Raw genomic sequence first — 15,565 nt, 5'->3', positions numbered from 1 at the left:
TAAATTGAGATTTTGAAATTGTATTCATAGTGAGAGGATTTGAATTTGAAATGATAGATAATTTTTGGCGTGAATTACCACGACCATTTTTCGTACTTGCACCAATGGAAGATGTGACAGACGTTGTTTTCCGTCACGTAGTAAGTGAGGCTGGTCGTCCAGATGTATTCTTTACAGAGTTCACAAACTCAGATAGCTATTGTCATCCAGAAGGTATGAAAAGTGTACGTGGTCGTTTAATTTTTACAGAAGATGAACAGCCAATGGTGGCACATATTTGGGGAGATAATCCTGAATATTTCCGTCAAATGAGTATTGGTATGGCAGAGTTAGGATTTAAAGGCATTGATATTAATATGGGCTGCCCTGTACCGAATGTAGCATCAAGAGGAAAAGGTAGTGGTCTTATTCTACGTCCAGACGTTGCAGCAGAACTTATCCAAGCAGCAAAAGCGGGCGGACTACCTGTCAGCGTAAAAACAAGACTTGGCTTTAAAGAGTTAAGCGAGTGGGAAGATTGGTTAACGCACATTTTCAAACAAGATATTGCGAACCTTTCTATTCATTTACGCACAAGAGAAGAAATGAGCCAAGTAGATGCGCATTGGGAACTAATTCCGGAAATTAAAAAATTACGTGACCGTATCGCACCAAATACGTTAATAACAATCAATGGAGACATCCTTGATCGTAAAATGGGACTGGAACTTGCTGAAAAATACGGCATTGATGGCGTAATGATCGGACGAGGCATCTTCAAAAATCCATTTGCTTTTGAAAAAGAGCCAAGAGAGCATAGCAGTAAAGAACATCTAGATCTTTTAAGACTACAACTTGATCTTCAAGATCAATATGCAGAAGTACTGCCACGCTCAATCACAGGACTTCACCGCTTCTTCAAAATTTATGTGAAGGGCTTCCCAGGAGCTGCGGAATTGAGAAATCAATTGATGAGTACGAAATCGACCAATGAGGTGCGTGCTTTGTTGGATAAGTTTGAGGATAGTGTTGGTGTTGCTCAGGATAGTGAGACGGTTTAACTTTTAAGCAGTTAAATCATTTCATATGTAGTGTATGACATGAGTGAGTTGAAAATAAGCGTAGAGCTGGAAAAGAACAGTGTATTTGAGAAATCAAAGCACTGTTTTTTTCTTTTAGTTAATGTTAAGAGAGAAATCTTTTTAAAGGCATATAAAAAACACGTAAGAGCTCTGTAGATACAATGATAGAGAAAAGTTCGGGTAAGACTATAAAACATATCTTTAAAATGTTAAAGTATTAATTTAGCGGACAATAACTAAAAGGTTAGATTTAAACATGATAATTTAAAGCACGTTATAGGATAAACTTTAACTGCTGAATAAATAATCAACATTTCAGGAGGAAACCCAATGGCAATGAGCAACAACGATATATTAAAAAGAGTACGATACGCTTTAGATATAAGAGATATAGATATGGTGGAAATCTTTAAACTCGGCGGGATGGAAGTAACGAAAGAAGACGTAGTTGATATGCTTACAAAAATAAAGAGAGCTCCTCAGCATGAAGCCGAAGATGCGGATGTAATCGAAGATGAGTACGTAAAAACATGCGATATGATGATGTTAGAGGCATTTTTCAATGGATTTATTACTTTAAAAAGAGGAAAGCAAGATCCGAAACCAGGGCAGCCTGCACCTGTACAGAGTAAGGAGAGTGCCAATAACCTTCTTCTAAAGAAAATGAAAATCGCACTATCTTTAACGAGTGAGGATGTACTTGATATATTAGATAGCGTAGGCGTTACGGTAACAAAAGGAGAGTTAGGCGCTCTATTAAGAAAAAAAGGTCATAAAAATTACAAAGAGTGCGGCGATAGATACGCAAGGAATTTCATTAAGGGATTAGGTGTAAAGTATAGAGGATAATGAGTTCGTTAAAGCAGTAAATGATATAATAGGTAGAGTAGGACGTTTGTATCCTACTCTTTTTTATTTGTAAAATAATACGCTAGGTGATGAAATGGTACATACATATTTAGGTGAGACAATTAATTTTCATATAACTTATAAGAAGAAAAAGTCCGTGCGTCTTTTTGTAGATTCGTATGGAAATGTGGAAGTGCAGGCTCCGAAAGGGACACCTGTTGAATACTTAGTCCAGTTGCTAGAGGAGAAGTGGGATTGGATTCAGACAACTCGTAAGGAAATGGCGGAGCGAGCGCATGGACCACAGGAAAAGGATTATGATCAAGGAGAGGGCTTTTTGTATTTAGGGAATACGTATCCGATACAGATTTCCCAAGATGCAAGCATTGAGCAAGACAACGCAGTATTTGAAGGGGATAAGTTACATATTTATGTGAAAGAGCTTAAGGATGAGAAAATACAACAAGCTTTAAAACGATTTTACTATAAGCAGTGTAAATCTTTAGTAGAGAAGAGTATTAAAGCGCATCAAAGTAATTTCAAAACAAAACCACGTTCTATTCGTATTACAGATAGTAGTCGTACTTGGGGTACTTGCGATTCGAATTTACAACTAACATTCAATTGGAAGCTAGCAATGGCACCACAGCGAGTAATTGACTATGTAGTCGTTCATGAAATGTGTCATATGGTTCATTTAAATCATGATCGCTCTTTTTGGCGTCTTGTCGGGAAGATAATGCCTGATTATAAGGAAATGGAGAACTGGTTAGCTTTATCTAGTTGGAAGATGACGGTTTAGGAAGGGATATCAATTTTTGTCGGTAAATCGATATTTCTTGTCGAATCGTTGATATATTGTAAGTTTTGATAGATATATTTTAAAAATCGTTGATATATTGTAAGTTTTGATAGATATATTCGAAAAATCGTTGATATAATTTCATTTACTACAGGATTGTTCAACAAATCGAAAAGAGGAGATGCCACAAGGGACATCTCCTCTTTTCGAGTATATAGATTATCGTCCAAACTTCACAACAAATTCTTCATCAACTTTCTCCATCTCATACCCACGATACCCCTCCGAAAGCAAAGCCTGCTGTCCACTAGCATCACTCATTAGAATACTTTGAACATCCGTCCAATCTCTTTCATTATCTCCGCGCAATTTCTTCACAAAAACATACCGCAGACTACCACCATACTTTTCCTTCAACACAGCAATCTCCATCCCTTGCGCAAATTTATCCTTCAAACTCGGGATGTTAAAAGGAGCAACGGTGCAGCATACATAATCATATTTGCTATCTTCTTTTTGCAATTCGTCCATGATGATGTTTGCTAATATTTTTTGCATACCATTTCCTCGGCAGTTCGGATGAACGTTTGAGATTTCTTGATAGATGACGCGGTGTAGTTCACTTTCTGGCAAACCAATATCAAGCCCTAAATGTTCATCATCGATAGGCGGGACGAGTAGAGCGCGAAATGCGATGAGTTCGTTTTCGATAAAAGCACCGATCATCATGCCGTTTCCTTTTAGAATGTATTGAAATTCTTCTTGTGAGAGTGGTTGTAAACGACTTTTATCTTCTAGTGCTTCAACTACAATGTTTTGTAGTGATAAAATTTGTTCGATGTGCTCTAGTGATAGTAATGTAACGTGAAATGATTCGTTATTTTGTTTTAATGTTCCTTCGTATAGAACCGTCATATGATAGTCCTCCTTTAGCGTACAACGTCTTGAAAGACGGTTAGTTCTTGTAGTGTATCTTCGTTTATTTCAATGCCGAGTCCCGGCTTTTCGTTTAAGCGAATGAATGGTACATCGTAATGTAAGTTTCCAATGTCTTTCGTGAATTTTAATGGTCCTGTTAGCTCTACGCTCGTAATGATTTTCTTTGAGAAAGCGACATGGAATCCTGCGGAAGAGGCAACAGAGGATTCGACCATTGATCCCACTTGGCATTCAATGCCGGCCATTTCAGCTTGATGAGCGAGCTTTACAGCTGGATATATGCCGCCGCATTTCATTAGTTTTATATTCACTTTATCGGCAGCTTCTAATTTAATAATTTGGCGCATTTCACGAGAACTTTTTAGTCCTTCATCAATCATAAGCGGGAGATCTGTTTTAGAACGAATATGAGCCATGGCATCAATATCGTCCGCGATAACAGGTTGTTCAATCCAGTCAATGTTTAAATGTCCTAATGAACGCAGTGCTGTTAATGTGTTCGCGCTATTTTTCCAGCCTTGGTTTACATCAATGCGAATAGCGATGTCATTTCCTACACGTTCTCGTACAGCTTCAATACGTTTCACATCTTCTTTTACATTCGTACCAACTTTCATTTTGAAAGATTGGTAACCTTTTTGAATCATAGAAGCAGCTTCTTCAGCCATATCTTCAGGATCGGCAATACTTAAAACGTGAGTGACAGGGAATTCTTCATGATAGCGCCCACCAATTAATTGATATACAGGTTGATTTAGTTTTTTGCCCATTATATCAAAACAAGCAATATCAATTGCGGCTTTCGCTGTTGGAACACCGTAAATTGTATTGTCCATCATGTCGTGTATTTTTTCGATATTCATTGGATTTTTCCCGATTAGAGCAGGGGTTAGCGTATGTTTTAAAGTATGGAAAGTACTTTCCCATGATTCACCTGTGACGTGATCATCAGCAACGCCTTCACCGTAACCGATAATACCTTCATCTGTTTCCATTTTGACGATAATAGAGGGCATATCAGAATAAGAGCCATAACTAATAACAAACGGACTGCGAAGCGGTAAACGAATTGCGTAAAGATGAATAGCTGTAATTTTCATTGAATAGAAACTCCTTCCTGTTTACAATAGTTTTATACATTTGATATAGTTGACGTTAAATAGTCGTTAATTAATGATAAGGAGTTAGAGAAAATGATGATAAAAATTGCAGTTGTCGGTTCAAAGGAGTTTATGGAGAACCTTTTTCCTATTGCTCAAAAATTAGAAGGAATAGAAATTGATTCCTATATTTACCTTCATCCGGCAGAATCTTCTGAACTATTAAAGTGTCTAAAGCCTTGTGATGTCATCTTTTTCTCAGGTGCTTTACCTTATTATATGGCAAAAGAAGTAAGAGAACAATTACGAATTCCAAGTACATACTTACAGCAAGACGAGACAACTGTCGCATCTTCCATTCTTTCTATCATGTATCATCAAAGTATTCAACCACATAACATTTCCATCGATTTAGTAGACCGCTCGTTTATTACAAATGTGTTCCATGATATCGGTATAAAAGAAAGTCCGCAAGTGTTGGATTATGAAAATATGCTGTGGAGTAAAGATGAAATAAATAGAGTTATCGATTTTCATGTAGCTAAATATCAATCTGGAGAAGCTCATTTAGCTTTAACTAGTATTCACGCTGTTTACGACGAGCTTCAAAAAATGGGTGTTCCTTCAGAGCGTATGATTGATCCAACACAATCCATTATACATGGGCTAAAAGATGCAAAAATAAAAGCTGAGTTAGCAAAAAGCTATTCAGCTACTGTTGGTACTTGTATTATTTCGTCCTTAGAATTACGAACGAGTTTGCTTGAAAAACTAGATGTCATTTCAAAAGAACTACGTGGTTCATTTAAACAAGTGGATGAAATGACATGCATTTTGTATACAACTCGTGGTGATATCGAATCAATTATTAAAACAAATGCGATAGATAACTTGTTTGCGAGTGTAGAAGGAACGATAGCTATTGGATTTGGTTATGGAAAAACCGTGAAAGAAGCGGAGCAAAATGCAAAAATTGCTCAAAGTTTTGCAAAGAATAATCCAATAGATCGTTGTTTTTATATACTAACAAGTGATAAAGATTTGTTTGGTCCATTCCCGAAAGAACAGAGAGTACAAAGTTTGAAAAATGATAATCCGGAACTAATGAAAATAGCGAAGGAAACGAAGCTTAGTCCGGCCAACTTGTCAAAAATTATTCAATTTAGTCAATCGCATCCGTCATTGAAATTTACAGCAGCTGACCTTTCTGAGTACTTACAAGTGACTCGAAGATCGACAGAAAGGTTGTTAAAGAAATTAGTTGATTACGGGTATGCTCATATTTGCGGCGAGGAAATGCCCTATCAACAAGGGCGACCTCGCGCACTATATGAACTGAATTTACCGCTATTTTTAAGCTTCTAGTTGAGCTTTTTGTTTCTTTAGTAGTTCTGCTTTTTCAATGTCTGATAGTTTTACAATTGTGAAGCCTGTTATACCATAAATGATTGAGATAATAGGTACGATGAAATTCAAAATAGCATAAGGAGCATATTCAAATGCACCTACGCCAAGTGTTGCGAGAATAAATACACCGCACGTATTCCAAGGAACGAAGACAGAAGTTAATGTTCCACCATCTTCTAATGCTCTGGATAAGTTTTTTGAATGTAGTCCTTTTTCCGTGTATGCATTTGCGTACATTCTTGAAGGGACAACAATTGAAATATATTGTTCAGAGCAAGTAAGGTTTGTTGCAAAACAAGATGCGATAGTAGAAGCGATAAGCCCTTTTGCTGATTTCGCTAACTTTAAAATTTGATTTACAATTGAGCGAAGAATACCTGTATGTTCTAATACTCCTCCGAAAGTCATAGCGACAATTGTCATAGAGACTGTATTCATCATCGAATCTAAGCCACCGCGGTTAAATAGTTCGTCTACTAGCTTGTTTCCAGTGTCTATAACAAATCCAGCTTGGAGTGCACCGACAGATGCTGAGACAGAACCACCTTGAATAAAGACTTGTGATAAGAATCCTAAAATAATACCGACGAGAATCGCTGGTATAGCAGGGACTTTTTTAGCGACCAATACCATAACGACTACGGGTATAATGAGTAGGAAAGGCGAGATAACAAAGTTTTGTTGCAATACTTGTAACGTTTGATCGATGCTCTTCGCATCAATATTGTTAGCGCCGAAGCTTCTTCCTAAGACCGCGTATACGATAAGAGTAATAATTAAACCGGGAACTGTAGTAAATAACATATGACGAATGTGTGCGAATAAATCTGTATTTGTTAATCCTGCGGCTAAGTTAGTTGTATCTGAAAGCGGTGACATTTTATCGCCAAAATAAGAGCCTGAAATAATGGCACCAGCAACCATTGGAGCTGGAATTCCCATACTTAGGCCAATTCCCATTCCAGCAACACCAATTGTACCCATTGTAGACCAAGAGCTACCAATCGCTAATGCAACGATAGAACAAATGACAGTAATGGAAACTAAAAATAGTGATGGAGTTAAAAGTTTTAAACCGTAATAAATCATCGTTGCGACGATTCCACCGCCAATCCAAGCACCAATTGTTAAGCCAACAAGAATAATAATGACGATAGCGGGTAATGCAAGACGAATCCCTTTATACATTGCTTCTTCAAGATCATTCCATTTGTAACCGTAACGCCAAGCGACAATAGAAGCAACGGTTGTACCGATAATAAGTGGAACGTGAGGGCTTTGTTTTAATACAACAATTGTAACCATCATAACTGCAACGGTAATGATAATAGGGATAATTGCTATTCCAAAAGGTATTTCTTTTTTCATAAAGTTCCTCCTTGTTACGTATGTTTGTTTGTATTTTTAGAATTGTCGTAAAATAGACGTTTATTAGGTTATGATAACTAAAAGTTTATGTAAGCGTCAATATAAAAATCAGAAAATAATGAATGTTATAGTTGTTTGTTTAGTTTGTAATATAGATGCGTAGTAAGCTTTTGAAGTATCTAAAAATAAATAATTGACTTTTTTCTTAAAATTCAATATGTTCATAAAAACATCTGTTTTTCATAAGTATAATTAACCTGATGGTTTATAATTTGGGAAGGAGACTGGAACGTTGAAAACATTAGAACTACAAGAGCGCTTAACGGAGATTTTTCAGCATTTACACGAAAACCCTGAAGTAAGTTGGAAAGAATATGAAACGACAGCGTATATTACTGACTTTTTAAAAGAAGAAGGAATTTCATATAGAACATTTGATGATTGTCCAGGTGTAATTGCTGAGATTGGAGGCGGGAATCCAGTTATTGCGATTCGTGCTGATATGGATGCACTTTGGCAAGAAGTAGATGGAGAATTTAAAGCGAACCATTCATGTGGTCATGATGCTCATATGACCATTGTAATGGGAGTTATTTTACAATTGAAAAATATGAGATGGAAAAGTGGTACGGTTAGGTTTATTTTTCAGCCGGCAGAAGAGAAGGGTAATGGTGCTTTGAAGATGGTGGAGAAAGGTGCTGTAGATGATGCTGATTTCTTATTTGGTGTCCATCTAAGACCGATTGAAGAACTATCTTTGAAACAAGGAGCCTCATCTATTCGCCATGGAGCAGCTGGATTTTTAGAGGGGATGATTCATGGGGAGGATGCACACGGGGCGAGACCACACCAAGGTGTGAATGCAATTGATGTCATTTCCATGATTAATATCGGTTTGAAAAATATTTGGTTGCCACCGCAAAGTTCCTATTCAGTAAAAATGACGAGATGCCAAGCTGGTGGCGATAATTTAAATATCATTCCGGGAAATGGTCATTTCAGTTTAGATGTAAGAGCAGAGAGTAATATACTATTAGAAGAATTAAAGGAAAAGATTGAGCATGTAATAGAATCAGCTGCATCGATGGGGTCGAAAACTTCATATGAATGGATGGATCTTGCACCAGGAGCAGAGGTTTCCGAAGAAGCAGAGCGCTTTATGCGTAAAGGTATTATCGAAGTGTATGGGGAAGAGAGATGTACGGGACCTCTCTATACGACAGGAAGCGATGATTTCCATTATTACACAGTGAAAAGACCACATTTAAAAGCTGTCATGCTTGGACTAGGAGCAGACCTACAACCTGGATTACACCATCCGTATATGAGGTTTGATCATAGTTGTATTATGGATGGAGTAGAAATATTGAAACAAACTGTATTGAAAGTGTTAGAAGACAGGGGCTAGAGAGCTCCTGTTTTTTTGTCGTGGATTGTCGGTAAATCGATATATTTGAAAAATCGTTGATATATTTGAAGTTACGATAGATATATTAAGAAAATCGTTAATATAATTTCACGTACCTATTAATTTGATTAAAAATGAATCTCCAGTACATGGTGTATAATAATAAGTACCATTTTTTAATAGGAGAAAACGAATGAACGAACAATATTACGATGCAGTTTTACATATAAAAACAGTCGGTGAGCAAAAGGGGTTTAACAAGTCTATGCATTATCACCGCTATGAACCGACGCCCTATAGCGGATTAGATGAGTTACTGAATCAATATGAAATACGAAGTAGCGACCGAATTGTAGACTTTGGGTGCGGAAAAGGAAGATTAAACTTTTATATGCATCATAAATGTGGTGCATCAGCAGTTGGAATTGAAATGAATGAAGAGTTTTATAAAGAAGCGATGGATAATCGAGATCGTTATGCACGAAAGACACGAAACAGTAAGGGGAAAATCCAGTTCCAATGTTGTTTAGCGCAGGAATATGAGATTGATCCGCATGATAATAGGTTTTATTTTTTTAATCCATTTTCTGTACAAGTGTTTATGAATGTAGTAAATAACATTTTGCTTTCGGTAGAAGAAACGGGGAGAGAAGTGGATATTATTTTATATTATCCTTCTGAGGACTATATTTTCTTCTTAGAAAATCAGACTGCGTTTGAGCTGAAGAAAGAAGTTAGATTGCCAGGTGCTTATGAGAAGAATGGGAATGAGAGGTTTTTAGTTTATACATTAAGGTAAAAAAAACAGATGCTAAGGCACCTGTTTTTTTATTAGTTACGAATTAAGTAATCAAATGCACCTAAAGCTGCGTTTGCACCTGAACCCATAGAGATGATGATTTGTTTGTACGGATTATTTGTACAGTCACCTGCAGCAAACACTCCTGGTACGTTTGTAGCGCCGTGCTTGTCTGTTACGATTTCACCGCGAGCGCGTTCAACTGTTTCGCCTAACCAGTCTGTGTTTGGCACAAGACCGATTTGTACGAATACACCTTGTAATTCAACGTGATGAACTTCTTCAGTTTCACGATCGATGTAAGAAATACCGTTTACTTTATCAGTACCAGTAATTTCTTTCGTTTGAACGTTTTTCAGAACAGTTACGTTTGGTAAGCTGTTAAGACGCTCTTGTAATACAGCATCAGCTTTTAATTCTGGCATGAATTCAAGAACAGTTACGTGCTTAACAATACCTGCTAAGTCGATAGCTGCTTCAATACCAGAGTTACCTCCGCCGATAACTGCTACGTCTTTTCCAGTGAATAATGGACCGTCACAGTGTGGGCAGTATGCTACACCTTTATTTTTGAACTCAGCTTCACCCGGTACGCCAACGTTACGCCAGCGAGCACCTGTTGAAACGATTACGCTCTTACTTTTCAGAATAGCGCCGTTTTCAAGTTCCACTTCAATAAGTTCTTTTTTCTCTAAACGTTTCGCACGTTGTAGATTCATTACATCGATATCGTATTCTTTTACGTGCTCTTCAAGACTTGCTACTAGCTTAGGACCTTCAGTCTTTTTTACGCTGATGAAGTTCTCAATGCCCATAGTATCCATTACTTGACCACCGAAGCGCTCAGCAACGATACCAGTGCGGATGCCTTTACGTGCTGCGTAAATTGCTGCACTTGCACCAGCAGGGCCGCCACCAACAACAAGAACATCGTATGGATCTTTATCAGAAAGCTCTGATGCATCTGGACCGTTACCCATTTTAGCTAAAATTTCTTCAAGTGTCATACGACCGCTTCCGAAAGATTCGCCGTTTAGGTAAACAGTTGGTACTGCCATGATGTCTTTGCTTTCTACTTCCTCTTTGAATGCAGCGCCATCAATCATAGTATGTGTAATACTAGAGTTAAGAACGCTCATTACGTTAAGAGCTTGTACAACATCAGGACAGTTATGACAACTTAGGCTGATATAAGATTCAAAATGATATTCGCCTTGAATGTTTTTAATTTGATCGATTAATTTCTGTTCAACTTTTGGAGCGCGTCCACTTACTTGTAGTAAAGCTAACACTAATGATGTAAATTCGTGTCCTAATGGAATACCAGCGAATACGACACCAGTGTCTTCACCAGGGCGGTTTACGCTAAAGCTTGGTGTTCTCTCTAATTCAACTTTTTCTACTGTAATCTTAGATGACATAGTAGCTAATTCGTCTACTAGAGCTAACATATCTTTAGATACGTTATCGTCTCCTGCGCTTACTTTAAGTAAAATATCGTTCTCCATTAACTGAAGGTATTGGGATAGTTGTGTTTTTATATCTGCATCTAGTATCATTTTGATCGAACTCCTTAGATTTTGCCTACAAGGTCAAGGCTTGGTTTAAGTGTTGCAGAACCCTCTTGCCATTTAGCTGGGCAAACTTCACCTGGGTTGTTACGTACGTATTGAGCAGCTTTAATTTTGTTAACAAGAATGCTTGCGTCACGGCCGATACCGTCAGCATTGATTTCCATAGATTGGATAACGCCGTCTGGATCGATGATGAATGTACCACGAGCAGCAAGACCTTCTTCTTCCATTAAAACGTTGAAGTTTGTAGTGATTGTTCGAGTTGGGTCACCGATCATGATGTACTCGATTTTGCCGATAGTTTCTGAGCTATCATGCCATGCTTTGTGAGTGAAGTGAGTGTCTGTAGATACAGAGTATACTTCAACGCCTAAGTCTTTTAGAGTTGCATATTGGTTTTGTAAGTCTTCAAGTTCAGTTGGGCAAACGAATGTGAAGTCAGCTGGGTAGAAACAAACTACACTCCATTTTCCTTTTAAACTTTCGTCAGTAACTTGGATAAATTCTCCATTATGGTAAGCATTAGCTTTAAACGGTTTTACTTCTGTGCCGATTAATAACATGTTAAAATTCCTCCTAAATGTTGGTTTGAGCATCAAAAAATAGTGTGCTCATAAAATATATTTTTTAATTAACTATAATAATTCTAATTCGATATTAATTATCATATAGAATTGGTTATTTTGTCAAGCGAATAAACCAACTTTATTCCAATTTAATTAATATTTATTCTCAATTAAGGCTATCAGGGAATAGAAAGGTAATTTTAAGTCTATAAATTTTAGATGAGTGTTTGAAAAGTTTAGTGTGTATGTTAGAGATAGTGTGTAAGTTTAATTTTTTAGGAAGGAAATATTTCTTAGAAGTTGTGGTTTTGAAAAGGAACTGCTTACTTCTATTTTACAAAGAATTTTGTGATAAATAAAATAAAATGAATCGGAAATTTTTTGAACAATTTTTGTCATCTCAAATATATAATTAGGAAGTATATTAAGATGATAGTTAGAAACATTGACTCAAAGTGCTAACAAGATATAATAAAACCTAGATATATCTTTCAAAAAGAAGAATACATATTTATAGGATGAAAAAATTCAACCTATTATTTTTTATAGCTTTTAGAAAACGCTTACAATTAGTGTGGAGGGGAAACCATGTCTAAGTTCACGAAGTATTTTTTAATGGAAGCTAAAGATGTGATTGCATATGTGAAAGAGAAATTGTCTAAGTTTGAACATGCAAAGGAGTTACAGTGTAAAGAAATAGGTGATGGCAATTTAAATTATGTGTTCCGCGTTTGGGATGAAAAAGAGAACATGTCAGTCATCGTAAAGCAAGCTGGGGATACAGCTCGCATTTCAGATGAGTTTAAGTTGTCGACAAAACGTATTCGTATAGAATCAGATGTTTTGCAGTTAGAGGATGAGTTAGCACCCGGACTTGTTCCTAAGGTGTATTTATTTGATAGTGTGATGAATTGTTGCGTAATGGAAGATTTATCGGATCACACAATATTACGTACAGCACTTATAAATCATCAAATATTTCCGAGGCTTGCGGATGATTTAACTACTTTTATGGTAAATACACTTTTATTAACATCGGATGTTGTAATGAATCATAAAGAGAAGAAGGAACTTGTGAAGAATTATATAAATCCTGAATTATGTGAGATTACAGAGGACCTCGTATATTCAGAACCATTTACCAATCATAATAAGCGTAATGAGTTATTTCCGTTAAATGAGGGATGGATTAGGGAACATATTTATAGTGATAAAGAGCTTCGTATGGAAGTAGCGAAACGTAAATTTTCTTTTATGACGAATGCACAGGCATTACTTCATGGTGATTTACATACTGGTTCTGTTTTTGTAAGAGATGATTCTACAAAGGTTATTGATCCTGAGTTTGCTTTTTATGGACCTATGGGATATGACGTTGGGAATGTAATGGCGAATTTAATGTTTGCTTGGGTGAATGCAGATGCAACGATGCCACCTGGAGCGGAGAAAGATACGTATATGGATTGGTTACAAACTACGATGGTAGAGGTAATTGATTTATTTAAGAAGAAGTTTTTAGATGCTTGGGATATTCATGTGACCGAGATTATGGCGAAGGAAGAAGGCTTTAGCGAAGTATATTTACAATCTGTATTAGAGGATACGGCTGCAGTGACAGGTCTGGAATTAATTCGCCGTATTGTTGGATTAGCGAAAGTAAAAGATATTACTTGTATTGAGAATGAGGAAGCACGTGCTAGAGCGGAGCGAATTTGTCTTCAAGTAGCGAAGAGTTTTATTTTACGAGCGAATCAATATAGAACGGGTGCACGTTTTGTAGAAACGTTAAAAGAACAGTCAATGCACTACGCGAAGTAAGGGGAGAATATGATGGAAGAGCAATTAATACCCATTCAGTGGAAAGATGATGCTTTAGTTTTATTAGATCAAACATTATTACCGAATGAGGTTGTCTATGAATCTTTCAAGACAGCTGAAAGTGTGTGGGATGCCATTCAAGTAATGAAAGTACGAGGAGCACCAGCAATTGGTGTTTCGGCAGCGTACGGTGTGTATTTAGGAACAAAGGAAGTTATTCAAAGTAAGATGGAAGACTTTATAGAGGAAGTCAAAAAGGTATGTGCATATTTGGCAACATCAAGGCCAACAGCAGTAAACTTATTCTGGGCACTTGAAAGAATGGAAGCGGTAGCGACAGAGAACGCGCACTTATCAATCGTCCAGTTGAAAGACAGATTACTAGAAGAGGCAAAAGAGATTCATAGAGAAGATGAAGAAATTAATCGTCAAATTGGAGAGCATGCATTAACATTATTCCATGATGAAATGGGAGTATTAACACATTGCAATGCTGGTGCGTTAGCGACGACTAAGTATGGTACTGCGACAGCACCAATGTACTTAGCGAAAGAAAAAGGATGGGACTTAAAAATCTATTCAGATGAAACTCGTCCTAGGTTACAAGGTTCAACGTTAACAGCATTAGAACTACAGCGAGCGGGAATTGATGTTACTGTCATTACGGATAATATGGCAGCTATGGTCATGTCACAAGGAAAAATCGATGCTGTAATCGTTGGATGTGACCGCGTGGCAGCAAACGGTGATGTAGCAAATAAAATTGGCACATTAGGCGTATCTATTTTAGCTAAATACTACAACATTCCGTTTTATGTAGCAGCGCCAACACCAACAATCGACTTAAAAACACCGACAGGAAAAGAAATTCCGATTGAAGAAAGGGATGCTTCTGAAGTGATTAATCGTTTCGGACAATATTCAGCTCCGAAAGAAAGTAAAGTATATAATCCAGCATTTGATGTTACTCCATATGAAAATGTAACAGCGATTATTACAGAAAAAGGGATTGTAAAGGCACCGTTTACGGAGAATTTAAAAAAGCTATTTCAATAAATAGATAAATATAAAAGTCAGTCATCATAAGCTTCATACTTAGGGGGATGTATATGTTATTACAAAAAGAAAGAGAAGAAATTGTAGCGTATGGAAAGAAAATGATCTCTAGTGGTTTAACAAAGGGGACTGGGGGTAATATTAGTATTTTCAATCGCGAACAAGGTCTTGTTGCGATTAGTCCAAGTGGTTTAGAGTATTATGAAACAAAACCTGAAGATGTAGTTATATTAAACTTAGATGGTGAAGTGGTAGAGGGAGAGAGAAAGCCATCAAGCGAACTAGATATGCATCTTATTTATTATAGAAATCGTGAAGATATAAATGCGCTTGTGCATACACATTCTCCTTACGCAAAGACGATTGCGTCATTAGGATGGGAGCTTCCTGCTGTTTCATATTTAATTGCTTTCGCAGGCCCGAATGTTCGCTGTGCACCGTATGAAACATTTGGTACGAAGCAATTAGCGGATGCTGCTTTTGAAGGCATGATTGATCGTCGTGCTGTGCTACTTGCAAATCACGGTTTAATTGCTGGTGCAAATAATATAAAAATGGCGTTTACTGTTGCAGAAGAGATTGAGTTTTGTGCTCAAATTTATTATCAAACGAAAAGCGTCGGAGAACCGAAGCTTTTGCCAGAAGATGAGATGGAGAATTTGGCGAAGAAGTTTGAAGGGTATGGGCAGCAGTAGAATGAAACAAAAACACCCTCAAGAAATGAAGTGAACCCCGAAAACGGGACACCAATCAAAACACCTAAACCACTTGTTCCCTAAATTCTTTAGGGGATAGGTGGTTTAATTTTTCTTGAATTC

14 protein-coding genes are annotated in these 15,565 nt (G+C 37.1%); 9 read left to right on the top strand and 5 right to left on the bottom strand.

The window, feature by feature from the left end; all coding sequences use genetic code 11:
• Positions 1 to 50 precede the first annotated feature (50 nt).
• The 3 genes from ASE54_RS20250 (at position 51) to ASE54_RS20240 (ending at position 2,712) form a co-directional block, all read left to right on the top strand.
• Entirely contained in the window at positions 51 to 1,040 is a 990-nt protein-coding gene (locus ASE54_RS20250; RefSeq protein ID WP_000566714.1) for a tRNA-dihydrouridine synthase, read from the top strand.
• A 351-nt stretch (positions 1,041 to 1,391) separates the two neighbouring features.
• The gene (locus ASE54_RS20245; RefSeq protein ID WP_001251723.1) at positions 1,392 to 1,910 is read left to right on the top strand and encodes a DUF1456 family protein; all 519 of its coding nucleotides are present in this window, start codon (positions 1,392 to 1,394) and stop codon (positions 1,908 to 1,910) included.
• 94 nt (positions 1,911 to 2,004) lie between these two features.
• Positions 2,005 to 2,712, top strand: a complete 708-nt coding sequence (locus ASE54_RS20240) for a SprT family zinc-dependent metalloprotease (protein ID WP_000233758.1) — start codon at positions 2,005 to 2,007, stop codon at positions 2,710 to 2,712.
• A gap of 219 nt (positions 2,713 to 2,931) precedes the next feature.
• Here ASE54_RS20240 and ASE54_RS20230 read toward each other — a convergent pair whose 3' ends face one another.
• On the bottom strand, positions 2,932 to 3,627 hold the full coding sequence (locus ASE54_RS20230; RefSeq protein ID WP_000217557.1) for a hypothetical protein: 696 nt from the start codon (positions 3,625 to 3,627) through the stop codon (positions 2,932 to 2,934).
• Positions 3,628 to 3,641: 14 nt separating this feature from the next.
• The gene (locus ASE54_RS20225) at positions 3,642 to 4,751 is read right to left on the bottom strand and encodes a dipeptide epimerase (RefSeq protein ID WP_000704500.1); all 1,110 of its coding nucleotides are present in this window, start codon (positions 4,749 to 4,751) and stop codon (positions 3,642 to 3,644) included.
• A gap of 93 nt (positions 4,752 to 4,844) precedes the next feature.
• Here ASE54_RS20225 and ASE54_RS20220 point away from each other — a divergent pair, with 93 nt between their 5' ends.
• On the top strand, positions 4,845 to 6,116 hold the full coding sequence (locus tag ASE54_RS20220; protein ID WP_000972820.1) for a hypothetical protein: 1,272 nt from the start codon (positions 4,845 to 4,847) through the stop codon (positions 6,114 to 6,116).
• Here the strand turns inward: ASE54_RS20220 and nhaC are convergent.
• Positions 6,105 to 7,526, bottom strand: coding sequence for a Na+/H+ antiporter NhaC (nhaC, locus tag ASE54_RS20215; protein WP_000711515.1), 1,422 nt, complete (start codon positions 7,524 to 7,526; stop codon positions 6,105 to 6,107). The two genes, ASE54_RS20220 and nhaC, sit on opposite strands and share 12 nt — an antisense overlap.
• Before the next feature lie 292 nt (positions 7,527 to 7,818).
• Between nhaC and ASE54_RS20210 the strand changes: the two genes are divergently transcribed.
• Both ASE54_RS20210 and ASE54_RS20205 read left to right on the top strand, forming a co-directional pair.
• Positions 7,819 to 8,934, top strand: a complete 1,116-nt coding sequence (locus ASE54_RS20210; protein ID WP_000853510.1) for a M20 peptidase aminoacylase family protein — start codon at positions 7,819 to 7,821, stop codon at positions 8,932 to 8,934.
• A 193-nt stretch (positions 8,935 to 9,127) separates the two neighbouring features.
• Positions 9,128 to 9,733, top strand: a complete 606-nt coding sequence (locus ASE54_RS20205; RefSeq protein ID WP_001005634.1) for a methyltransferase — start codon at positions 9,128 to 9,130, stop codon at positions 9,731 to 9,733.
• Positions 9,734 to 9,765: 32 nt separating this feature from the next.
• Here the strand turns inward: ASE54_RS20205 and ahpF are convergent, their stop codons facing one another.
• Positions 9,766 to 11,292 (bottom strand): alkyl hydroperoxide reductase subunit F, encoded by a 1,527-nt coding sequence (ahpF, locus tag ASE54_RS20200; protein ID WP_000599506.1) that lies wholly within the window; start codon positions 11,290 to 11,292, stop codon positions 9,766 to 9,768.
• Between the two features lie 14 nt (positions 11,293 to 11,306).
• Positions 11,307 to 11,870, bottom strand: coding sequence for an alkyl hydroperoxide reductase subunit C (gene ahpC, locus ASE54_RS20195; protein WP_000924420.1), 564 nt, complete (start codon positions 11,868 to 11,870; stop codon positions 11,307 to 11,309).
• Positions 11,871 to 12,461: 591 nt separating this feature from the next.
• Between ahpC and mtnK the strand changes: the two genes are divergently transcribed.
• From mtnK to ASE54_RS20180, 3 genes are read left to right on the top strand one after another with little or no spacing between them, the layout of a single operon-like run.
• On the top strand, positions 12,462 to 13,691 hold the full coding sequence (gene mtnK, locus ASE54_RS20190; protein WP_000033214.1) for an S-methyl-5-thioribose kinase: 1,230 nt from the start codon (positions 12,462 to 12,464) through the stop codon (positions 13,689 to 13,691).
• Positions 13,692 to 13,703: 12 nt separating this feature from the next.
• The gene (gene mtnA / locus ASE54_RS20185; protein ID WP_000392488.1) at positions 13,704 to 14,747 is read left to right on the top strand and encodes an S-methyl-5-thioribose-1-phosphate isomerase; all 1,044 of its coding nucleotides are present in this window, start codon (positions 13,704 to 13,706) and stop codon (positions 14,745 to 14,747) included.
• Between the two features lie 53 nt (positions 14,748 to 14,800).
• On the top strand, positions 14,801 to 15,442 hold the full coding sequence (locus ASE54_RS20180) for an L-fuculose-phosphate aldolase (RefSeq protein ID WP_000926560.1): 642 nt from the start codon (positions 14,801 to 14,803) through the stop codon (positions 15,440 to 15,442).
• Positions 15,443 to 15,565: the final 123 nt, after the last annotated feature.

Source organism: Bacillus sp. Root131 (assembly GCF_001429475.1).
GTDB lineage: Bacteria > Bacillota > Bacilli > Bacillales > Bacillaceae_G > Bacillus_A > Bacillus_A thuringiensis_S.
The sequence above is the reverse complement of the archived record's forward strand: the minus strand, read 5'-3'. Positions and strand labels throughout refer to the sequence as shown.

What these genes read in the sequence shown, in the direction of transcription:
- ASE54_RS20250 (WP_000566714.1), top strand. Translation starts at nt 51, where the DNA reads ATGATAGATAATTTTTGGCGTGAATTACCACGACCATTTTTCGTACTT.
- ASE54_RS20245 (WP_001251723.1), top strand. Translation starts at nt 1,392, where the DNA reads ATGGCAATGAGCAACAACGATATATTAAAAAGAGTACGATACGCTTTA.
- ASE54_RS20240 (WP_000233758.1), top strand. Translation starts at nt 2,005, where the DNA reads ATGGTACATACATATTTAGGTGAGACAATTAATTTTCATATAACTTAT.
- ASE54_RS20230 (WP_000217557.1), bottom strand. Translation starts at nt 3,627, where the DNA reads ATGACGGTTCTATACGAAGGAACATTAAAACAAAATAACGAATCATTT.
- ASE54_RS20225 (WP_000704500.1), bottom strand. Translation starts at nt 4,751, where the DNA reads ATGAAAATTACAGCTATTCATCTTTACGCAATTCGTTTACCGCTTCGC.
- ASE54_RS20220 (WP_000972820.1), top strand. Translation starts at nt 4,845, where the DNA reads ATGATGATAAAAATTGCAGTTGTCGGTTCAAAGGAGTTTATGGAGAAC.
- nhaC (WP_000711515.1), bottom strand. Translation starts at nt 7,526, where the DNA reads ATGAAAAAAGAAATACCTTTTGGAATAGCAATTATCCCTATTATCATT.
- ASE54_RS20205 (WP_001005634.1), top strand. Translation starts at nt 9,128, where the DNA reads ATGAACGAACAATATTACGATGCAGTTTTACATATAAAAACAGTCGGT.
- ahpF (WP_000599506.1), bottom strand. Translation starts at nt 11,292, where the DNA reads ATGATACTAGATGCAGATATAAAAACACAACTATCCCAATACCTTCAG.
- ahpC (WP_000924420.1), bottom strand. Translation starts at nt 11,870, where the DNA reads ATGTTATTAATCGGCACAGAAGTAAAACCGTTTAAAGCTAATGCTTAC.
- mtnK (WP_000033214.1), top strand. Translation starts at nt 12,462, where the DNA reads ATGTCTAAGTTCACGAAGTATTTTTTAATGGAAGCTAAAGATGTGATT.
- mtnA (WP_000392488.1), top strand. Translation starts at nt 13,704, where the DNA reads ATGGAAGAGCAATTAATACCCATTCAGTGGAAAGATGATGCTTTAGTT.
- ASE54_RS20180 (WP_000926560.1), top strand. Translation starts at nt 14,801, where the DNA reads ATGTTATTACAAAAAGAAAGAGAAGAAATTGTAGCGTATGGAAAGAAA.